This window comes from Bradyrhizobium sp. RDM12 (assembly GCF_051917485.1).
Lineage (GTDB): Bacteria > Pseudomonadota > Alphaproteobacteria > Rhizobiales > Xanthobacteraceae > Bradyrhizobium.
Genome location: NZ_CM133064.1, coordinates 4,741,187 through 4,761,659, shown reverse-complemented (window position 1 = coordinate 4,761,659; position 20,473 = coordinate 4,741,187). Strand labels below are relative to the sequence as shown.

The following is a 20,473-nucleotide window of genomic DNA, read 5'->3' as shown; positions in this document are numbered from 1 at the left end:
TTACTCCGCTGCGGTCAGCATCTGCCCGGAGGCAAGCCGCGAGCATTCCGCCATCACGGCGGACGCACGCGCGATCGGGTTGGTCAAATAGAAGTCCTCGACGACAGGCTTGAACGGCGCCTTCTCGGTCGAGCCGCCCTTCCCCGCCAGCTTCTTGATGTGGTCGGCTGCACCCGCTTCGATCTGATCGAGACGGATCAGATGCGGCACGGCCTTGAAGAGCGCCTGGCGCAGCGCGGCAAGCGAGTCGTAGCCGAGCTTCTTGCCGAGGGCTTCCGAGAGCGCGCGAACGATCGCCCAGTCCTCGCGGGCTTCACCCGGCGGGAATGCGGCGCGGCCGGTCATCTGCACGCGGCCTTCGGTGTTGACGTAGATCGCGGACTTCTCGGTGTAGGCCGCCGCCGGCAGGATCACGTCGGCGCGGTGGGCACCACGGTCGCCATGGGTGCCGATGTAAACGACGAAGGTGCTTTCCGGCGCCTTGATCTCGTCGGCGCCGAGCAGGAACAGCAGGTCGAGCGTGCCGAACGTCGTCATCTGCGCAGCGTTCAGCCCGCCGGGACCCGCGACGAAGCCGATGTCGAGCGCGCCGACGCGCGAGGCGGTCTCGTGCAGCACGCCAAAACCGTTCCAGCCGTCCTTCACCGCGCCGACGTCGAGCGCGAGCTTGGCGGCAGCGGCGAGGATAGCGGCGCCGTCGTGACGCGAGGCTGCGCCCGCGCCGACCAGAATGATCGGATTCTGGGCGTTTTTCAGCACGTCCATGAAGGAGTGCTTGCCGGCTGCGAGCTCGCCCAGCGTTTCGGTGCCCGCGCCGAGATGGTCATAGTCGTAGGTGAAATCGGCCTTGGCGCCGATCACGCCGACCTTGAAGCCGCCGCCGCGCCAGCGCTTGCGGATGCGGGCGTTGAACACGGCCGCTTCCTTGCGCGGATTGGCGCCGACGATCAGCAGCGCATCGGCCTGCTCGACGCCCGCCAGCGTCGGATTGAAGATGTAGGAGCCGCGGCCGAGCGCGGGATCGAAGGCGTCGCCGCCCTGCACCGCCAGATTGGCCGAGCCGAATTTTGCCAGCAGATCCTTCAGCGCGAACATCTCTTCGACGCCGGCGAGGTCGCCCGCGATCGCGCCGATGCGCTTGCCGTCGGTGCGCGCCGCCTTGGCAGCGATCGCCCCGAAGGCCTCGGGCCAGCTTGCCGCGCGCAGCTTGCCGGCTTCGCGGATATAGGGCCGGTCGAGCCGCTGGGTGCGCAGGCCGTCGACGACGTGGCGGGTCTTGTCGGAGATCCACTCCTCGTTCACCGCCTCGTTGATGCGCGGCAGGATACGCATGACTTCGCGGCCGCGGGTGTCGACGCGGATTGCCGATCCCAGGCCGTCCATCACGTCGATCGACTGGGTCTTGCCGAGTTCCCACGGACGCGCCGCGAAGGCATAGGGTTTCGAGGTCAATGCGCCGACCGGGCAGATGTCGACGAGATTGCCCTGCAATTCCGACGTCAGCGCGTGCTCGAGATAGGTCGTGATCTCCATGTCCTCGCCGCGCCCGGTCGCGCCCATCTCCGGGGCGCCGGCGACTTCCGCCGAGAAGCGGACGCAGCGCGTGCACTGGATGCAGCGGTTCATCGAGGTCTTGACCAGCGCGCCGAGATATTTGTCCTCGACCGCGCGCTTGTTCTCGGCGAAGCGGCTGGTGTCGACACCATAGCCCATCGCCTGGTCCTGCAGGTCGCACTCGCCGCCCTGGTCGCAGATCGGGCAATCCAGCGGATGGTTGATCAGAAGGAATTCCATCACGCCTTCGCGTGCCTTCTTCACCATCGGCGAACGGGTCGAGATTTCCGGCGGCTCGCCCTTGGGACCCGGACGGCAGTCGCGCACGCCCCAGGCGCAGCTTGCGACCGGCTTCGGGCCGCCCTTCACCTCGACGAGGCACATCCGGCAATTGCCGGCGATCGACAGCCGCTCGTGATAGCAGAAGCGCGGAATCTCGGCGCCGGCCGCCTCGCACGCCTGAAGCAGCGTGTACTCGGCGGGGACATCGATCTCTTTGCCGTCGATGATGAGTTTGGTCATTCTCGTCTCAAGTCTTTCCCAGCTTGCAATCTGGCGGTGTAATGCTGGCCGCTTTCAGCGAGGCCTTGATCCATTGCTGGGTCTCGGCGCCGTAGGTGGCCAGATAGGCCGGCTGCGCGGCGCTCTTCTCGCACAGGAACGGCAGATGCGGCTTCAGGTCATAGTCGCAGGACGCCAGCCACTCGCGCTTTCCGGAGAACGCGCTGATCGCTTCCTCGCAGGCGTAAAGCAAGTAGGTGACGAAGCTCTCGTACTGAACCTGCTCGTCGCGGTCGCCGGCCTTGATTTTCTCGTAGTCCGGTTGCGCAAACTTCGGATTCTTGAACGCCAGGTCGGTGTAGCCAAGAAAAGCCTGACGCGCGCTGGCGGCGCGGTTGCCGGTGCGGATCTCGTTGATCTGGAACAGGATCGCAACGAAGCCGAGCAGCGCGACGCTCGCCTGCGCCATCTGCGCCAGCGTTCCGTATCTCTGCCACCAGGAACTCGGTTGCGACATCGATATTACTCCGCCGCGATCATGTTCTCGGGATCGCGGACGCCGGCATCGTCGATGTCGGCCTTGTGCGAATACTGGTCGATACGCGCTTCGATCTCGTGACGGAAATGCGCGATCAGACCCTGGATCGGCCAGGCGGCTGCGTCGCCGAGCGCGCAGATGGTGTGGCCTTCGACCTGCTTGGTGACTTCGAGCAGCATGTCGATCTCGCGCTTGTGGGCGCGGCCTTCGGCCATGCGGGTGAGCACGCGCCACATCCAGCCGGTGCCCTCGCGGCACGGCGTGCACTGGCCGCAGCTCTCGTGCTTGTAGAAATAGGAGATGCGGGCAATGGCGCGGATCAGGTCGGTCGACTTGTCCATCACGATCACGGCCGCGGTGCCGAGGCCCGAGCGCAGCTTGCTCAAGGAGTCGAAATCCATCGGCGTATCGATGATCTGCTCGGCCGGCACCATGCGCACCGACGAGCCGCCGGGGATCACGGCCTTGAGGTTGTCCCAGCCGCCGCGAATGCCGCCGCAATGCTTGTCGATCAGCTCACGGAACGGAATGCCCATGGCTTCTTCGACGTTGCAGGGCCGCTCGACATGGCCGGAAATGCAGAACAGCTTGGTGCCGACATTGTTCGGACGGCCGATGCCGGCGAACCAGGCGGCGCCACGGCGCAGGATGTCCGGCGCAACGGCAATGGACTCGACGTTGTTGACGGTGGTCGGGCAGCCGAACAGGCCGACATTGGCCGGGAACGGCGGCTTCAGGCGCGGCTGGCCCTTCTTGCCCTCGAGGCTTTCGAGCAGCGCGGTCTCCTCGCCGCAGATATAGGCGCCGGCGCCGTGCGCGACGTAGATGTCGAACGGCCAGCCGTTGACGTTGTCCTTGCCGACCAGCTTGGCGTCATAGGCCTGGTCGATCGCAGCCTGAAGGTGCTCGCGCTCGCGGATGAATTCGCCGCGGACATAGATGTAGCAGGTGTGCGCGTTCATCGCGCAGCTCGCGATCAGGCAGCCCTCGATCAGGAGATGCGGATCGTGCCGCATGATCTCGCGATCCTTGCAGGTGCCGGGCTCGGACTCGTCGGCATTGACGACGAGATAGCTCGACCGGCCGTCGGTCGATTCCTTCGGCATGAAGGACCACTTCAAACCGGTCGGGAAGCCGGCGCCGCCGCGGCCGCGCAGGCCCGACGCCTTCATCTCGTTGATGATCCAGTCGCGGCCCTTGTCGATGATGGTCTTGGTACCATCCCAGGCGCCGCGGCGCCGCGCACCCTCGAGCCCCCAATCGTGGAGGCCGTACAGGTTCTTGAAGATGCGGTCCTTGTCCTCGAGCATATCAGTGCTTTCCGATCAACGATTGGCCTGCTTGTAGGCAAGCCCGGCGGCGCAGACGGCGAAGGTCAGCGCCCAGAGCAGACTGGTTTCCTGCGTCGCGTTCATCACGAAGCGCTGCAGCGGGAACATGAATATGGCCGCGAGCGCGGAGTGCATGGCGACGAAGCCCCATTTGTTCACGGCGTCGCTCCCCCGGTTCGCCTGAGACGGAAGACCCATCAGGTGGTCTCCTTCAGCGTGGTCGGCCCGCCCGCCGGCGCGGAGAACTGGCGGCCGTTCTGCGGACCGGGCTTCGGCGGATTGCCCGAGGCGAAGCCGTCGAGCACCTTGCCGAAAGTTTCCTTGGTCAGATCCTCGTAGGTGTCCTTGCCGATCAGCACCATCGGCGCGTTCACGCAGGCCCCGAGGCACTCGACCTCTTCCCAGCTGAAATTGCCATCCTTGGAGAGATGGAAGGGATCGTGATGGATCCGGCTCTCGCAGACATGGATCAGGTCCTCTGCGCCGCGCAGGCGGCACGGCGTGGTGCCGCAGACCTGGACGTGGGCCTTCTTGCCGACCGGCGCGAGCTGGAACATCGTGTAGAAGGTCGCGACCTCGAGCACGCGGATGTAGGGCATGTCGAGCAGGTCGGCGACGGCGCGGATCGCGGCTTCCGAGACCCAGCCTTCGTGCTGTTCTTGCACGCGCCAGAGGATGGCGATGACGGCGGAAGCTTGCCGGCCGGCCGGGTATTTCGCGATCTGCTGCTTGGCGAAGGCAAGGTTCTCGTCCGTGAACGCAAAGCTCGCGGGCTGGACTTCCTTCGGTGCTAATCGGCGAACGGACATGTCTTATCTCTCACTGCATGCGGCGCGCGGGTTTCGCATTCAGGGCATTGATCCTGTCCTGCCAGAATGCGCTTGCGGTGCCGAAAACGTTGTAGCCGACGTGGGTCGAGACCTTGATGCGGTCGAGGATCGACAGCTCGGTCACGGTCTCCAGCCGGTTGGTGCGCGGATCAAGCACGATCAGCTTCAGCGGGGTCTGTTCGAGGATGTACCGCGACACCGCATGAGAACGGTCGCTGCCATGCTCCTCGCACATGATGACGCTATCGGTCTGGAGCAGCCGGGCGCCGCCCTTGATCGCCTCGATCTCGACGCCTTCGACGTCGAGCTTGATCAAATATTTGCCGCTGGCCGCGACCTTGCCGTCCTCGATGAGGTTATCGAGCGCGAGAACCGGCACGTCCTCGCCGCCGTCCGACGGAGCGCCGGCGATGCTGAAGGCCTCGTGCTTGGTGCCTGACAGCCGCGCGGTGCCGCGCGCCGCGCCGATCGCGCATTTCATGGTCTCGAAGCGATTGCCGTTGATGCGGGCGTTATTCGCGAGCTTCGGATAGTTCTGGCCCGACGGCTCGATCGCGATCGCCTTGTGCGCGCCGAACGGCTTGCTCGAGACCAGCACCGACCAGTAGCCGTAATTGGCGCCGCAATCGAGCAGCGTGTAGTCGACGTCGATGGAGTCGGCAAACAACAGCTCCAGCTCGTCCTCGTAGCAATAGGAGCGGTTGAGCAGCTTGCTCCAGTAACCGTCGCCGTAAGGGAATTCGAACACGGCGTCCGCGTTGAGCTTGATCGCGATGTTGCGCTCGGGCAGCGTCTTCCGCAGCAAATTCGCGCAGGCGATGTAGCCCATATGCGAGAAGTGCGACGAGATCTTCGATCCCGTCACCAGCGCCAAGGCAGCCGTCCGCTCCCACAGGTTGGCCCCTTCAAGGGCCCCCGAGGCACGGTCAAACTGGATTGGCGCCTGCGCCATCACCGATCGACCTCTCCGAACACGATGTCGAGCGAACCGAGAATGGCCGAGACGTCGGCGAGCAGATGGCCGCGGCAGATGTGGTCCATCGCCTGGAGATGGGCAAAGCCCGGCGCGCGGATCTTGCACTTGTAGGGCTTGTTGGTGCCGTCGGAGACCAGATAGACGCCGAACTCGCCCTTCGGCGCCTCGACCGCGGCGTAGACTTCGCCGGCCGGCACGTGGACGCCTTCGGTGTAGAGCTTGAAGTGATGGATCAGCGCTTCCATCGAGCGCTTCATCTCGCCACGGCGCGGCGGCGAGACCTTGTTGTCCTCGACGACGACGGGGCCCTTGCCATCAGGCGCATTCAGCTTCTGGATGCACTGCCTCATGATGCGCACCGACTGGCGCATCTCTTCCATGCGGATCAGGTAGCGGTCGTAGCAGTCGCCGTTCTTGCCGATCGGAATGTCGAAATCCATCTCGGCGTAGCACTCATAGGGCTGCGACTTGCGCAAGTCCCAGGCCGCGCCCGAGCCGCGCACCATGACGCCCGAAAAGCCCCATTCCCAGGCTTCTTTCAGCGATACCACGCCGATGTCGACGTTGCGCTGCTTGAAAATGCGGTTGGCAGTAAGCAGGCGGTCGAGGTCGTCGACAACCTTCAGGAACGGATCGCACCAGGCCTCGATATCGTCGACCAGCTTCTGCGGCAGATCCTGATGCACGCCGCCGACGCGGAAGAAAGCCGCATGCATACGACTGCCCGAGGCGCGCTCGTAGAACACCATCAGCTTCTCGCGCTCTTCGAAACCCCACAGCGGCGGGGTCAGCGCGCCGACGTCCATCGCCTGCGTGGTGACGTTGAGCAGATGCGACAGGATGCGGCCGATCTCGCAATAGAGCACGCGGATCAGCTGGCCGCGGCGCGGCACCTCGATGCCGAGCAGCTTTTCAGCGGCGAGGCAGAAGGCGTGCTCCTGGTTCATCGGCGCGACGTAGTCGAGGCGGTCGAAATAAGGGATCGCCTGCAGATAGGTCTTCTGCTCGATCAGCTTCTCGGTGCCGCGGTGAAGCAGGCCGATATGGGGATCGACACGCGCGACGACTTCGCCGTCCAATTCGAGCACAAGACGCAACACACCGTGGGCAGCCGGATGCTGCGGGCCAAAGTTGATGGTGAAATTGCGAAGCTGTTCGGGTTGCTCGTTCATGATCAGGCCTTCGGTCCCGCCTTCTCGTCACCGGGAAGCGGATAGTCCGCCCCTTCCCACGGCGAGAGGAAATCGAACTTGCGGAATTCCTGGTTGAGCCGGACCGGCTCGTACACCACGCGCTTTTCCTGGTCGTCGTAGCGGACTTCGAGGAAGCCGGTGGTCGGGAAATCCTTGCGCAGCGGATGGCCCTCGAAACCGTAATCGGTAAGGAGGCGGCGCATGTCGGGATGGCCGACGAAGAACACGCCGTAGAGGTCGTAGGCCTCGCGCTCGAACCAGTCGGCGCCCGGGAACACCTCGATCAGCGACGGCACCTGCGTGGTCTCGTCGGCCTGGGCCTTGAGGCGGATCCGCGCGTTCAGGGTCGGCGACAGGAAATGATAAATCACGTCGAAACGCTTCTCGCGATCCGGATAGTCCACCGCCGTGATGTCGGTGAAGTTGACGAAACGGCAGTTCGGATCGTCGCGGAGGTACGTGACCACCTCGACGATCTTGCTGGCCTCGACATCAACCGTGAGCTGGTTGAAGGCGACCGAGTGACCGAGGGCGGCGCCCGGAAGCGCGCTCACGATCGTCTGCCCCAGGGCGTCGAGCTTGGCGTCGTCCATGACGTAAAACCTTAGCGTTCAATGGTGCCGGTGCGGCGGATCTTCTTCTGCAGCAGCAGCACGCCGTAGAGCAGCGCTTCCGCCGTGGGCGGGCAGCCCGGCACGTAGATGTCGATCGGCACGATGCGGTCGCAGCCGCGCACGACCGAGTAGGAATAGTGATAGTAGCCGCCGCCATTGGCGCAGGAGCCCATCGAGATGACGTAGCGCGGCTCGGGCATCTGGTCGTAGACCTTGCGCAGCGCCGGGGCCATCTTGTTGGTCAGGGTGCCCGCGACGATCATCACGTCCGACTGACGCGGCGAGGCACGCGGGGCGAAGCCGAAACGCTCGACGTCGTAACGCGGCATCGACACCTGCATCATCTCGACCGCGCAGCAGGCAAGGCCGAAGGTCATCCACATCAGCGAGCCGGTACGGGCCCAGGTAATGAGGTCGTCGGTCGCGGCCACGAAGAAGCCCTTGTCGGACAGCTCGTGATTGACCTCGAGGAAGAACGGATCATTGGCCCCGACCGGCTTGCCGGTCGAGGGATCCAGGATGCCCTTGGGGGCCGGCGTTACGATCGGGCCAGCCGATGGTGCAGTGTTCAATCCCATTCGAGTGCGCCTTTCTTCCATTCATAGGCGAAGCCCACCGTCAGCACGGCGAGGAACACCAGCATGGACCAGAAGCCGGTCGCGCCAAGCTTGCCGAACGCCACCGCCCAGGGAAACAGGAATGCCACCTCGAGATCGAAGATGATGAAGAGGATGGCGACCAGATAGAAGCGGACGTCGAACTTCATGCGGGCGTCGTCGAAGGCCTTGAAGCCGCACTCATACGCCGACAGCTTTTCCGGGTCCGGCTGCTGGAACGCCACGATGAACGGCGCGATCAGCAGCACCAGGCCGATGATAGCAGCTACCCCTATAAAGACGACGAGTGGAAGATAGTTCTGTAGAATGCCGCTCATTGGCGAGCCCTTTTTCCCGCAGCCTCGGGACAGCCACGGATTCGTCCGATTTGGAATTATTCTGAGCCTTAGCGCAGTGCACCAATGGGCGCAAGACACGCTCTTTTCAGGCCCTTTGCCGCCCCCAGCACGGTAGAAATCCCGGAATCACCCCGCGCTGGTATGGAGCAGATCGGCAAACCCAGCAAGGGCGGCCACAGTTTTGCAGGGCAGCCGTTCCAAGATTGCGGCGCACAGGCAGCGCCAGCTATTTGGCGCGTCTGGTCGGCGAAAATGGCCCGGTTTTGGAGCCGGTGGCGCACCCAAACCCAGGCGACGACGGCGACCGGCGCTCCAAGCGTCACCCAGGCGACATACTGGCCGACTGTTCCCCACAGCAATGCAGTCAGGAGACCGGTGATGGTCGCGGCGGCAAGCAGGCCAGGTGCAGCAAAGACACGTATCCACAGCCGCGCGCGGTCAGAGGAGCCATGCATCACGACGGGACCGTGGCTCGTCTGGCGAATGTTTCGGCTCTGGCAGGGACCCGCTTGCGCCGCCGTGCCCGCCAGAGATAGAGGCCGCTGCCGATCACAACGATGGTGAGGCCGTCGAGCGCGGCCCAGATCAATTTGAGCGGCATGCCGCCATAATCGCCGAAATGCAGGGGCTGCGAGATCAGCAGCGCCTGGAGATAGAGCGGCAGCGCCCTGATATCGGAGACCTCCCCGGTTTCGCCGTCGAGCAGCACAGGCTTGAGCAGTCGCGCGGTCAAAGCCGTATCGCCGCGCATAAAAGCGGCGAAATGGTGCGAGGACGTGAACGGCGTGCCCGGAAAGGCGATGAAGGCGACCTCCATGCCGGGCGCGGCCTGCCTCGCACGCGCGACGACGTCGTCGAGCGAGGCGAGACGCACCGGCGGCGGCTTGCCGGCATAGGGCGCGACCATGCTGGCAAGCTCGGTCGCCTTCCACTGGTTGAGCATCAGCTCGGCCCAGGTGTTGACGACGCCGGTCAAGCCCACCACCAGCGCCCAGGCCACCGTCACCACGCCGATCAGATTGTGCCAGTCGAGCCAGCGGACGCGGCGCGCGGCACTGTCACGGACCGTGGCAAAGCGCAGGCGGCGGGTGAACGGCCAGTACAGCACCACGCCCGAGACGATCGCCACAGCGAACAGCAGCCCCATCGCACCGAGGAACAGCTTTCCAGCCTGGCCGGCGAACATGTCGGTGTGCAGCTTGAGCACGATCAGCATCGGCCCGACGCCGACCGGCCCGAGCAGCCTGGCCGAAACCGCATCGAAGGCGCGGACGGTCGCGTTGTCGGGCGCACCGTCAGGGGCGCTGTTGGTGAAGGCCATCACGATCCCGGGCTCGTCCCTGTCCCAGGAAACATATTGCAGGACGCGACCGGGATCCGCGGCGAGCGCGGCGTCGGCGACGACTTGGGGCGTCGCGCGCGCCGCGCTCGCATGAGCTTCGGGCTGGGGGCGTAGCCCAGGAGCTCATCGAGCTCGTGATGGAAGATCAGCGGCAGCCCAGTCAGGCAGAGCAACAACAGGAACAAGGTCGATATCAGGCTGGCCCAGGTATGGACCACGGACCAAAGTCTGACCGTACGCGCCTTCACAAAACCCTCCCCTCGCCGAGCCGTACAATTTGCCTCACCATTTGTAGGAGACGCTGGCGGTGACGCGGCGGCGATCGCCGTAGAAGCAGGACGAGGCCGACGCACAGCTGGCGACATAAATCTTGTCGGTCAGGTTGATCACGTTGATTGCGGTGCGCCAGTTCTGCCATTCGTAGTGGACCGCGAGATCGCCGAGCACCACCGCGGGAGCTTCCAGCGTGTTGGCGGTGTCGGCCCAGGACGCGCCGACATAACGCACGCCGCCGCCGAAACCAAATCCCTCAAGCGGTCCGTCCTTGAAGGTGTAATCGGCCCACGCCGAGATCAGCATCTCCGGCGTGTTGGTCGGCGTCTTGCCGATCAGGGTCGGATCAAGGTCCTTGCTGGTGAAGAGATGATAGGCGGTGAACGCGCCGATGAACTTCAGTTCCCTGGTGGCGTTGGCCACCGCTTCGAGCTCGATGCCGCGCGAGGTCACCTCACCGGTCTGGTTCTGCAGCAAGACATTCGACGGATCGGTCGTCGCCACATTCTGGCGCTTCAGGTCGAACACGGAAGCGGTGAAATAGCCGTCAAATCCCTTCGGCGCGACCTTCACGCCGATCTCGGCCTGCCTGGCGGTCTCCGGCAGGAACAGCTGGTTCTGCGCGTTGAGTCCGATGATCGGATTGTAGCTCGTCGAATAGGAGACGTAGGGCGCGATGCCGTTGTCGAAATTGTAGATCAGCCCGGCGCGCCCGCTGAACTTGCTGTCGTCGCGTTGGGCGATATTTGCACCCGTGTCGCGGGCGGCCTGCGTCGTCTCGACCCAGTCATTGCGGCCGCTCAGCACCAGCGTGAAATTGCCGAGCTTCATCTGGTCCTGAACGTAGGTGCCGGCCTGCTTCTGCGTGAGCAGGAAATTGCGGAACGGCGCGCCCGTGAGCGGAATGTCGAGACCATAGGCGGGATTGAAGACGTTGATGGACGGCACCGTGCCGAAATTGAACGCCTGGTAGTCGTCGATCTGATAGCCCTTCAGATCGACCCCGAACAGCATCGTGTGCTTCAGCGGACCGGTGTTGAAGCGGTACTCCAGCTGGTTGTCGAGATCGGCCTGGTTGGCGGTGTTCTTCGCATACCAATTGTAGCGGCCCATCGTGGCCGTGTTGATATTGTCCCAGCCATTGCCGATGAAGCCGCGATAGGTCAGGTCGATATGCGCAAACCGTGCATTCTGCCGGAACGTGAGGTCGTCGGTGAGATTGCGCTCGAACTGATAGCCGAGCATCTCCTGTTCGCGCGTGAACTTGTCGACGTTGGGATCACCGACGAAGAAGCTGGACGGAATCTTGCCGAACGTCGCGTTGGTCACGGTGCCCTGATAGGGCAGGAAGTTGATGCCGCGGGTGTCCTGCTTCGAGGCCGACGCCAGCACCGTGAAGGTGGTGTCGGCATCGGGCTTCCAGGTCAATGATGGCGCGATGAAGTAGTTGTTGTCGGGCGTGAAGTTGACCTGCGTGCCGCCGTTCTGGAACTGACCGACGACGCGGTAGAACAGCTTGCCATCCTGGGGCTGCGTCGCGACGGGACCGCCGACGTCGAAGCCGACATAGGCGTTGCCGGAATTGTTGACGCCGGTCTCGATGTAGCGAACCGGCTCGGCCGGCGGCATCTTGCTGATGACGTTGACGATGCCGCTCGGGCTCGATCCGCCATAGAGCACGGCCGACGGACCACGCAGCACTTCGACCCGCTCCATGTTCAGCGGCTGCAGCTTCCAGCTCGCATAGGACGTGTAGAACAGCTGCATGCCGTCGAGGAACAGCCCGACGTCGTCGGACTTGAAGCCGCGGATCAGCCACCAGTCGTTGCGGGTGTCGGCGCCAAAGGTGCCGGCGCGCACGCCGGCGGTGTAGCGCAGCACTTCGTCGAGCTTGTTCGGCTTCTGGTCGCGGATCTGGTCGGCGCCGATCACCGAGACCGACTGCGGCGTCTCCATGATCGGCGTGTTGGTCTTGGTGCCGGACGAACTGCGATGAGCGACATAACCCTGCACCGGTCCGCGCGGCGTCTCGACAGCGCCGACGTCACGTTGCGGCTGCGGTTTGCGGTTGTTGGCGGTCTGTACCTGATTCCGTGCACGGCGCGGCGCGGGTGCGGCTGCGCGGCGACGCTGCTCCGGCGCCGCGATCGTCACCGGCGGCAGGCTCTGCGCGCCATTTTGTGCCGACGATTGTGCGAGCGATGCCTGCGGCATCAAAACCAAAGCGGACGCGGTCGCCAATACGGCCGACCGCAGCATTCCAAGACTGTTCAACGCGCCACCCCAAAAGTGCAACATGATGCGTCATGCCGCCTATCCCGGGACGGCATGCGATTGGGTGACGCTTAGGGGAGCGCGCGCGACTTCGCTAGTTGAAAAGCTCTTAGAACGACTCTTAGACAGTCTCTTAGAAGCGCTCGAATATTTCCGGAGATTGCTGCGCGATCAGCGCGAAACCTTCTCGGCTTCGAGCATCGCTTCCGCCGTCGCGGTGAGACGATCGATTTGCGCAAGCAACGTCTCCAGCTCGTCATTGCTCAATTGCGCGAGCAGCATCCGGTTGCGCTCCTGTGCGCCTTCGACGATCGCGTCATGCGCTGCGAGCCCGGCAGGCGTCAGCGACACCAGCACCTCGCGGCTGTCCTTGGGATTCTCGGACTTCGCAATCAGCTTGCGCGAGACCAGTTCGGCCAGCGCACGGCTGATCTGGCCCTTGTCCTGGCCGACGGCTTCGGCGAGCCGTGCCACGCTCATCGCCGGCCGCCGGCCGAGCGAGGCGACCAGACCGAATTCGACCGAGGACAATCCGGCGAGGCGCTTGTAGCGCAGGATCGCACCGCGCTTGAGCAGGTTGGCCAGCACCATCAGCCGTGACGACAGCATCACGGTGATCGGCGCCGGCGAGTGATTGTCGTCCGTATCGGACGATGCGCGCCCGTCCCTGCTCGATGTCTGGCTCATGCTCCACCTCTGCCAAGAAAGCCAGGACGTGCCAAGCCTTGGTAGCGCAACCTCCCCAGCCTCGTCCAAATGCAATCAGGAGACACTCAGCAAGATCGTTGACATTGTCATCGAATTAATTTTCACTGGGTCAACGCAAGGCGACCCGGCCATCAAGGCCCGCGGCGGGAGGAACAAGCATGACGATGACCCAGCGGGATCGCGATCTCGGCACGGCTTATGCGATGAAGCCGGCGCAGACGCGCACCGAACTCACCTCGGTCGTGCGCGGCACGCCGATGGGCGAATTGCTCCGCCGCTACTGGCATCCGGTCGGGCTCACCAGCGACGCCACCGACACGCCAAAGAAGGTGCGTGCGCTCGGCGAGGATCTGATCCTGTTCCGCGACAAGTACGGCCGCGTCGGCCTCCTCCATGCCCGCTGCTGCCACCGCGGCACCACGCTCTATTATGGCAAGGTCGAAGAGGACGGCATCCGCTGCTGCTATCACGGCTGGAAGTTCGACACCGAGGGCCATTGCCTGGAGCAGCCCTGCGAGCCCGAGGGCGGCCAATTCAAGGACAAGGTGCGCCAGCCCTGGTACCCGGTCGAGGAGCGCTACGGGCTGATCTTTGCCTATATGGGTCCGGCCGAGAAACGCCCGGTGCTGCCGCGCTACGAGTGCCTCGAAAACATGGACGACGGCGAGTTCGTCGAGGCCGACGATTCCTCGATCGGCGGCGGCGGGCCCGCGGTCATCCCCTGCAACTGGCTGCAGCATTTCGAGAACGTGGTCGATCCCTACCACGTGCCGGTGCTGCACGGCTCGTTCTCGGGCCCGCAATTCACTGACATGATGGCCTCGATGCCGGAGGTGACGTTCGAAAAGACACCGCGCGGCATCGCCGTGCGCTCGATCCGCAAGCAGGACGACGGCAAGGTATTTTACCGCGTCACCGAGGCCGCTCTCCCGACTTTGCGCGTGGTGCCGAACCCGCGCGTGGCGCAGTTCGCCCGGGTGGAATCGATCGGCTGGACGCTGCCGATCGACGACACCTCGTTCCGCATCTATGTCGCCGGCCGCGTCAGCAAGTCCGGCGACATCGGCCGCATGCGCTCGAAGTTCAACGGAAAATTCTGGTGGGACATGACGGAGCAGGAGCACCAGCAATTCCCGGGCGATTACGAGGCCCAGGTCGGCCAGGGCGCGGTGACGGCGCATTCGGAGGAGCATTTCGGCCAGAGCGACCGCGGCATTCTGATGATCCGACGTATGCTCAGCGACCAACTCGAAGCGATGGAAGCGGGTCGCGACCCCATCGGGGTCTCGTTCGACGTAAGCGCTGCGCCGGTCGAGTTCGAAGCGGGGAACTACATCTGCGAAGGGTAGAGCCTCGTCCGATGTGATCGGACGAGGCTCTGGTTTTTGTTTGACGCGTTTTCTTCACGCGAACCGGTATCCACTTCGCTCGAAAACGCTTTCAGGCAACCAGTTCCAATAAGGGCTGGACCCACAAAGATAACAAAGACAAATTGGGGGAAGCGATGGTCGATGTCACGTCACAGGTGCCGGTGCAAACGGCCGCCGCGGCGAAGCCCGCGGCGCGGCGCTATTATGTGCTGGGGCTGCTTACCATCATCTACGCGCTGAACTTCCTCGACCGCGCGATCTTCAACGTCCTGATCGAGCCGATCAAGAAGGAATTTCAGCTCAGCGACACCACGATGGGCCTGCTCGCGGGCTTCGGCTTCGCGCTGTTCTATTCCCTGCTCGGAATCCCCATCGCGCGCGTCGCCGACCGGCTCAACCGCCGCAACATCGTGGCGCTGGCGTTCGCGTTCTGGAGCGCGATGACGGCGCTGTGCGGCATGGCCTCGAGCGCAACCGCGCTGGCCTTTGCCAGGATCGGCGTCGGCATCGGCGAATCCGCCGGCTCTCCGGCCTCGCAGTCGATCGTCGCCGATCTCTTTGCGAAGAACGAGCGCCCGCGCGCGCTCGGCATCTACGCCATCGGCACCTATCTCGGCGTCTTCCTCGGTTATTTCGTCGGCGGCACCATCAACCAGCACTATGGCTGGCGGATGGCCTTCTATGTTGCGGGCGTGCCGGGCATCCTGCTCGCATTGATCCTGTGGCTGACGATCTCGGAGCCGAAGCGCGGCGCGATGCAGGAAAGCTTCGTGCCCGAGCCGCTCGGGGCGACACTGCGCTTTCTGGCCTCCCAGCAAAGCTTCGTCATCGTGCTGATCGGCTTCTGCCTCACCACCTACACGAACTATGCGACGGCGGCCTGGATCCCGCCGTTCCTGGCACGCGTGCATCATCTGTCGAGCGCCGAGATCGGCACCTATGCCGGCACGTTCAAGGGGCTTGCCGGCATGGCGGGCACCCTGCTCGGGGGCTTCGTGGTGGCCAATGTCAGCCGCCGCGACGACCGCTGGAAGCTGTGGGCGCCGGCGATCACCTCCGGCCTCGCCGGCCCCGTCTTTGCACTGTGCATGCTGACGCAGGATTTTGCGATGATGATCGCCATGCTGGCGCTGACCTCGTTCCTGGTCGGCTTCCATCTCGGGCCGATCTTTGCGATCGCGCAGACGGTGGCGAGACCGAGCATGCGCGCGCTCGCCTCCGCGCTGATCGCGCTCACCGCGACCTGCTTCGGCCAGGGCGTCGGTCCGCTCGCGGTCGGCGTGGTCAACGACGCGCTGAAGGGCAGCTACGGCGCGGACGCCGTGCGCTATTCCCTGCTCTCGGCAGCGGTCACGACCACGCTCGGCGCCCTGCTGTTTGTCTGGGCGGCGCGAACCATCCGCGCCGACATCGCGCGCGCGAACTGAGCGCGCTCACGCGCTCATGAATGCGAGCATGTCCGACATCAGCCGCTCGCTGTGCGTCAGCGGCAGCGGATGCGGCCCGCCCTCATAGACGATCAGTTTGCTGCCCTTGATCAGCTTTGCGGTCTTGGCGCCCGTCAATGGCAGCGGCGCGCTGGCGTCCTTGTCGCCATGGAGGATCAGCGTCGGCCGATCGATTCTGGCGGCAGCCGCGCGCAGATCGGCGAACGCGGTGGTCTTGCGGCACGCCAGCGCCACCGGCAGCGGCACGCTCAGCATCATCTCGCGGATCCAGGTCCGCGTGATCTCGGGTGTGTCAGGGGTGAAGAACGGCGCCTCGTTCGCCGCGATCCATTTCGCGAAATCGCGCGCGACGGCCGCGTTGTCAGCCTCGATCATCGCCTTCGGGACCGCATCCGGATTGTCCTCGGTCTTGACCAGAAACGGCGTCGTCGGCGCGACCAGCACCAGCCTTGCAATCCGGTCCGATCCGTATCGGCCGAGATAGTTCACCGCCTCGGCCGTCCCCATCGAGAAGCCCACCAGCGTGACGTCGCGCAGGTCGCGGGCCTCGATCACGGCAGCAATGTCATCGGTCAGCGTGTCCAAATCATAGCCCGACGACGGCATCTCGGACCGACCATGCCCGCGCCGGTCAGGCGCAATGCAACGGAAGCCCTTCTCATTAAGAGCCACAATCTGGCTGCCCCAGCTGCCGGCATTGAAGGTCCAGGCCGACAGCAGCAGCACCGGTGAACCGCTGCCCCAATCCTGCACGAACAGTTTTGTGCCGTCCCTGGCCGTCACATAGGGCGACCGCGCCGGCTCGGCTGCGGCCACTGGCGTGCTCGCACCCGATGCTGCCGCAAGGGCAGTTCCAGACAACGTGGCTTCGAGGACCGTTCGACGGTTCATGGCGCTTCTCCCTTGCCGGATCGTTCGGCGCGTCGGTCGCGGCCGATGAAAACGATCATGACGAAGGGACTTGGCCTCCGCGATTACGCGGCAGGTAAAATCACTCAAGCCGCGCGGAAATGACCAGATGAAACCATTTTGCGGAACCCGCGAAACGATCCGGAAACAGATGCTCCTTAAGACATCAGCCTACAGACGGCGCCAAAGCCCGTCGGGAGGCTCGAATGAACCACTCAATTCACTCTGCAGATCGGGGTACCCACCTGAAGATCGTGGTGGTGGCGCTGGTGGCCGGAATCGCAGTGGCCGCCTTCGGGATCGCAGCCCGCACCAACGCCGATTACAGCCAGACCGCCCAATCCACTCACGTGCTCAAGGCCGGCAAGCCGGTGGCGATCACGAGCTCGGGCAGCTCCACGATCCGCTAATGGCGGAAAACGTCCGGCTTGAGACGAAACGGCCGCCCCGGGGCGGCCTTTTGCTTTCGGTCAATCTCCGAGGGGTTCAGGCCTATGCACCAGCGTGTTGCCGAGATTGGTCGGGGCCATCGCGATAGGGTCCCGCGGGGCGCCAACAGGCGTTTGCTCGCCGTGAACGCAACGTCCTTGACTTCACCATGTCCCCCCTTTAAGTCCCCCCTCGTTCCGCGCGGACACATACGCGTCACGCGGGAGTAGCTCAGTTGGTTAGAGCGCCGGCCTGTCACGCCGGAGGTCGCGGGTTCGAGCCCCGTCTCTCGCGCCATTTTATGGCAACATCTTCAAAAGCTTAGCAGAACATCCTCAGCCCACTTCGTGATGCCTGTGTCGTAGCTCCCCCGGCGCTGGTCCGGGGCTGGCAGGAATGCGCGGATTTGCCTGACAGATCACGCCAAATCCCACTCCCGCTGGCCGCCATAGTCAGTCCCATCCCGAATCGTCTAGGCCTTCGGAACTTGCCAGTTTGAGAACCGGCAAGCTTCCGCGCGACAGGAGGCCCGAGATGGCGAAGAAGGCAGCTGCTCCAGCCACGATCACGCTCAAGCGCCTCGCGGCCGAGATCGCGGAAAGCCAGGACCTGTCGAAGAAGCACGCCGAGGCGGTCCTCACCGACCTCGTCGAGCTCATCACCAAACATTTGAAGAAGGGCGACCGCGTCCGCATCGTCGGGCTCGGCATCCTTCAGGTCCGCAAGCGGGCCGCCCGCACTGGCCGCAATCCCGGCACCGGCGAGGCGATCCACATCAAGGCCAGCAAGAAGGTCGCGTTCCGCCCGGTGAAGGAACTGAAAGAGGCGATCTGACGCCTCGCTTTCGGTTTGTCTGATCCGCCTTCGTCCGGCCGCAACGCGGCCCGCTTTTCTGGTATACCGGTTGCTTCCCAGACCCACTCCCACAAGACCTTCTTCGACAAGACCTGCTCCCAGAAGATCTGCTCCCAAAAGCACCGGCGGTTTGACCAGACATGTCCCTGACCTTCGCGCATACCGTGACCGAGCGCTTCCTGCGCTACGTCACCATCGACACCCAGTCCGATCCGAATTCCCCGGCTTCGCCATCGACCGAGAAACAGAAAGATCTCGGCCGCGTGCTCGTCACCGAGCTGAAGGCCATGGGCGTCACCGACGCCCATCTCGACGATTACGGCTATGCCTACGCAACGATCCCGGCCAACACCGACAAGAAGGTGCCTGTGATCTGCTTCTGCTCGCACATGGACACCTCGCCCGACGTCACGGGCAAGGATGTGAAGCCGCAAGTCGTGAAGAACTACCGCGGAGGCGACATCACCCTGCCGGACGATCCGACCCAGGTGATCCGCTTGGCCGAGCACCCCGCGCTGAAGAACCAGATCGGCAACGACATCATCACCACCGATGGCACCACGCTGCTCGGGGCCGACAACAAGGCCGGCGTCGCCGAAATCATGGATGCCGCGCATTTCTTCATCAACAACCCGGATGTGAAGCACGGGACCATCAAGATCCTGTTCACTCCGGACGAAGAGATCGGCCGCGGCGTCGACAATGTCGACATCAAGAAGTTGGGGGCCGATTTCGGCTACACCATGGACGGCGAGAGCGCCGGCAGTGTCGAGGACGAGACGTTCTCCGCCGACGGCGTCACCATCACCATCACCGGCGTGAGCGCCCATCCCGGCTATGCCAAGGGCAAGATGGAGCACGCGATCAAGATCGCAGCCGCCATCGTCGAGCGTCTGCCCAAGGAAGGCTGCTCGCCGGAGACGACGTCGGGCAAGCAGGGTTTCCTGCATCCGGTCGGCATCGAAGGCGCGCTGGAACAAGTGACCCTCTCCTTCATCGTGCGCGACTTCGCCGAGGAAGGGCTGAAGGAGAAGGAGATCCTGCTCGAGACCATCGTCAAGGACGTGATGAAGGATTTTCCGCGCTCGACCTACAAGTTCGAGGTCCGCGAGCAGTACCGCAACATGAAGCAGGTGATCGACCGGCACCCGCACATCCTCGAATACGCGATCGAGGCGATCCATCGCGCCGGCCTGCGTCCGATGCGCACCGCGATCCGCGGCGGCACCGACGGCTCCCGCCTCTCCTTCATGGGCCTGCCCTGTCCCAACATCTTTGCCGGCGAGCACGCCTTTCATTCGCGGCTGGAATGGGTCAGCCGGCAGGACATGGAGAAGGCTGTCCAGACCATCGTCCATCTGGCGATGATCTGGGAGGAGAAGGCGTAGGTCCCGCGGCTACGGCACGCGCATTGCGCGCCGGCCACGATGGAAGCGGTTAGAGCTTGCCATCCAGTTCGGCAGCGGCTCGCCGTCGCGGTGCCGTCCGCCGGCAACGGCTGCCGCCCACGCCACGGCGGCTCCGATCAGGGCGGCCGCCGCAATCGAAAAAGCGACGATCACCGAATTGCGCCGGGCACGATTGATCGCCGCATGGGCGTCGACGATCGACGCATCGACGCGCCGCTCGGCGTCTGGCGCGGCCAATCCCGTCAGCGCAGCGACCTGCTGCACCAGATAGGCGCGATCGTCGACACTGACGCCGCCATGGCTCGATGACGTCATCAGGATGCGTCCGGCTTCGGCACGGGCTTCCCGCATATCGGTATTAGGCGGCCGCCCGGGGGCGCGGAACAGCTTGTCGAGCTCGTAGCTCAACAGTGGCTCGGCAGATGTCGCGTTGGCGCCCGAGCTGCGCATCGGCGAACGATCGATCGCCGCCGCACCGATGAGCGCCAGCAGCGTCGCTCCCATCAGTATGGCCAACGCCCAGGACGTCAGCCCATGAAGTCCGTCGCGCCGCTCGCCGTCATCCTCGATCCTTGCCAGCGCAGGCGCTGGCCGCGCCGTTCGGCCGGCGATGTAACCGCCGAAGCCGAAACTGATGATGGCCTGGATGATCAGATACAGCCCGGACAGCAGCGCCAGCGCCGCCGATGCATCGCGCCAGGTCGGCGAGGCCGAGCTGACGCCAAGGCCGATAGCCACGCCAAAACTGACGAGGATGAACGACATCGCGCCGGCCGCGAAAGCGCCGGCGAGAACGGAGCTCCACTGGATGCTCCGGAGCTCCTCGGCGCCTATCGAGCCGCCGCCTTCCATCACGTCTTCCCGCACGAGTGTTTCGATCGCCATAGCAGTTCCTCAGCGCAGGCCGAAGAACGACAAGATCGCCATGATCACGACAATCAGGCCGATCAGATAGATCAGTCCG

At 64.2% G+C, this 20,473-nt stretch carries 21 protein-coding genes, 1 tRNA gene and 1 pseudogene; 6 read left to right on the top strand and 17 right to left on the bottom strand.

Going from position 1 to position 20,473, the window contains the following annotated elements; all coding sequences use genetic code 11:
* The 15 genes and pseudogenes from nuoG to ACTGJ9_RS23210 form a co-directional block, all read right to left on the bottom strand.
* The gene (gene nuoG / locus ACTGJ9_RS23280) at positions 1 to 2,076 is read right to left on the bottom strand and encodes an NADH-quinone oxidoreductase subunit NuoG (protein ID WP_456673001.1); all 2,076 of its coding nucleotides are present in this window, start codon (positions 2,074 to 2,076) and stop codon (positions 1 to 3) included.
* Between the two features lie 7 nt (positions 2,077 to 2,083).
* Entirely contained in the window at positions 2,084 to 2,572 is a 489-nt protein-coding gene (locus tag ACTGJ9_RS23275) for a hypothetical protein (RefSeq protein ID WP_456673000.1), read from the bottom strand.
* Positions 2,573 to 2,577: 5 nt separating this feature from the next.
* On the bottom strand, positions 2,578 to 3,903 hold the full coding sequence (nuoF, locus tag ACTGJ9_RS23270; protein WP_456672999.1) for an NADH-quinone oxidoreductase subunit NuoF: 1,326 nt from the start codon (positions 3,901 to 3,903) through the stop codon (positions 2,578 to 2,580).
* A 15-nt stretch (positions 3,904 to 3,918) separates the two neighbouring features.
* Positions 3,919 to 4,122, bottom strand: a complete 204-nt coding sequence (locus ACTGJ9_RS23265) for a hypothetical protein (protein ID WP_456672998.1) — start codon at positions 4,120 to 4,122, stop codon at positions 3,919 to 3,921.
* Positions 4,122 to 4,733: an NADH-quinone oxidoreductase subunit NuoE gene (nuoE, locus tag ACTGJ9_RS23260; RefSeq protein ID WP_148753629.1), complete on the bottom strand. Its 612-nt coding sequence runs from the start codon at positions 4,731 to 4,733 to the stop codon at positions 4,122 to 4,124. The genes ACTGJ9_RS23265 and nuoE overlap by 1 nt, the downstream gene beginning before the upstream one ends.
* Before the next feature lie 10 nt (positions 4,734 to 4,743).
* Positions 4,744 to 5,706 (bottom strand): FkbM family methyltransferase, encoded by a 963-nt coding sequence (locus tag ACTGJ9_RS23255; RefSeq protein ID WP_456672997.1) that lies wholly within the window; start codon positions 5,704 to 5,706, stop codon positions 4,744 to 4,746.
* A complete protein-coding gene (locus ACTGJ9_RS23250) occupies positions 5,706 to 6,902 on the bottom strand; it encodes an NADH-quinone oxidoreductase subunit D (RefSeq protein ID WP_456672996.1) in 1,197 nt (398 codons plus the stop codon). The genes ACTGJ9_RS23255 and ACTGJ9_RS23250 overlap by 1 nt, the downstream gene beginning before the upstream one ends.
* Positions 6,903 to 6,904: 2 nt before the next feature.
* Positions 6,905 to 7,516: an NADH-quinone oxidoreductase subunit C gene (locus ACTGJ9_RS23245; RefSeq protein WP_456672995.1), complete on the bottom strand. Its 612-nt coding sequence runs from the start codon at positions 7,514 to 7,516 to the stop codon at positions 6,905 to 6,907.
* Between the two features lie 11 nt (positions 7,517 to 7,527).
* Positions 7,528 to 8,115 (bottom strand): NuoB/complex I 20 kDa subunit family protein, encoded by a 588-nt coding sequence (locus ACTGJ9_RS23240; protein WP_456672994.1) that lies wholly within the window; start codon positions 8,113 to 8,115, stop codon positions 7,528 to 7,530.
* On the bottom strand, positions 8,106 to 8,471 hold the full coding sequence (locus ACTGJ9_RS23235) for an NADH-quinone oxidoreductase subunit A (protein WP_456672993.1): 366 nt from the start codon (positions 8,469 to 8,471) through the stop codon (positions 8,106 to 8,108). The genes ACTGJ9_RS23240 and ACTGJ9_RS23235 overlap by 10 nt, the downstream gene beginning before the upstream one ends.
* A 68-nt stretch (positions 8,472 to 8,539) precedes the next feature.
* Complete coding sequence (locus ACTGJ9_RS23230) at positions 8,540 to 8,950, bottom strand: hypothetical protein (protein ID WP_456672992.1); 411 nt, start codon at positions 8,948 to 8,950, stop codon at positions 8,540 to 8,542.
* Positions 8,947 to 9,873 (bottom strand): annotated as a pseudogene (locus tag ACTGJ9_RS23225) (PepSY-associated TM helix domain-containing protein); the annotation flags it as partial. The gene ACTGJ9_RS23230 and the pseudogene ACTGJ9_RS23225, both read right to left, overlap by 4 nt.
* Positions 9,813 to 10,199, bottom strand: a complete 387-nt coding sequence (locus tag ACTGJ9_RS23220) for a PepSY domain-containing protein (RefSeq protein WP_456672991.1) — start codon at positions 10,197 to 10,199, stop codon at positions 9,813 to 9,815. The gene ACTGJ9_RS23220 and the pseudogene ACTGJ9_RS23225, both read right to left, overlap by 61 nt.
* Positions 10,117 to 12,366: a TonB-dependent siderophore receptor gene (locus ACTGJ9_RS23215; RefSeq protein WP_456672990.1), complete on the bottom strand. Its 2,250-nt coding sequence runs from the start codon at positions 12,364 to 12,366 to the stop codon at positions 10,117 to 10,119. The genes ACTGJ9_RS23220 and ACTGJ9_RS23215 overlap by 83 nt, the downstream gene beginning before the upstream one ends.
* 186 nt (positions 12,367 to 12,552) lie before the next feature.
* On the bottom strand, positions 12,553 to 13,068 hold the full coding sequence (locus ACTGJ9_RS23210) for a MarR family winged helix-turn-helix transcriptional regulator (RefSeq protein ID WP_456672989.1): 516 nt from the start codon (positions 13,066 to 13,068) through the stop codon (positions 12,553 to 12,555).
* Positions 13,069 to 13,247: 179 nt separating this feature from the next.
* Between ACTGJ9_RS23210 and ACTGJ9_RS23205 the strand changes: the two genes are divergently transcribed.
* Positions 13,248 to 14,438 (top strand): Rieske 2Fe-2S domain-containing protein, encoded by a 1,191-nt coding sequence (locus ACTGJ9_RS23205; protein ID WP_456672988.1) that lies wholly within the window; start codon positions 13,248 to 13,250, stop codon positions 14,436 to 14,438.
* 155 nt (positions 14,439 to 14,593) lie between these two features.
* Entirely contained in the window at positions 14,594 to 15,886 is a 1,293-nt protein-coding gene (locus ACTGJ9_RS23200; protein WP_456672987.1) for a spinster family MFS transporter, read from the top strand.
* A gap of 6 nt (positions 15,887 to 15,892) precedes the next feature.
* Here ACTGJ9_RS23200 and ACTGJ9_RS23195 read toward each other — a convergent pair whose 3' ends face one another.
* Complete coding sequence (locus ACTGJ9_RS23195; protein WP_456672986.1) at positions 15,893 to 16,798, bottom strand: alpha/beta fold hydrolase; 906 nt, start codon at positions 16,796 to 16,798, stop codon at positions 15,893 to 15,895.
* Between the two features lie 224 nt (positions 16,799 to 17,022).
* Here ACTGJ9_RS23195 and ACTGJ9_RS23190 point away from each other — a divergent pair, with 224 nt between their 5' ends.
* The 4 genes from ACTGJ9_RS23190 to pepT all read left to right on the top strand — a co-directional run bounded on the left by ACTGJ9_RS23190 (position 17,023) and on the right by pepT (position 19,488).
* Positions 17,023 to 17,226 (top strand): hypothetical protein, encoded by a 204-nt coding sequence (locus tag ACTGJ9_RS23190; protein WP_456672985.1) that lies wholly within the window; start codon positions 17,023 to 17,025, stop codon positions 17,224 to 17,226.
* Positions 17,227 to 17,465: 239 nt separating this feature from the next.
* Positions 17,466 to 17,542, top strand: a tRNA-Asp gene (locus ACTGJ9_RS23185).
* A 237-nt stretch (positions 17,543 to 17,779) separates the two neighbouring features.
* Positions 17,780 to 18,079, top strand: coding sequence for an HU family DNA-binding protein (locus ACTGJ9_RS23180; protein WP_456672984.1), 300 nt, complete (start codon positions 17,780 to 17,782; stop codon positions 18,077 to 18,079).
* Positions 18,080 to 18,240: 161 nt separating this feature from the next.
* Positions 18,241 to 19,488, top strand: coding sequence for a peptidase T (gene pepT / locus ACTGJ9_RS23175; RefSeq protein ID WP_456672983.1), 1,248 nt, complete (start codon positions 18,241 to 18,243; stop codon positions 19,486 to 19,488).
* Positions 19,489 to 19,497: 9 nt separating this feature from the next.
* Here the strand turns inward: pepT and ACTGJ9_RS23170 are convergent, their stop codons facing one another.
* The gene (locus ACTGJ9_RS23170) at positions 19,498 to 20,394 is read right to left on the bottom strand and encodes a hypothetical protein (protein ID WP_456672982.1); all 897 of its coding nucleotides are present in this window, start codon (positions 20,392 to 20,394) and stop codon (positions 19,498 to 19,500) included.
* Positions 20,395 to 20,473 lie beyond the last annotated feature (79 nt).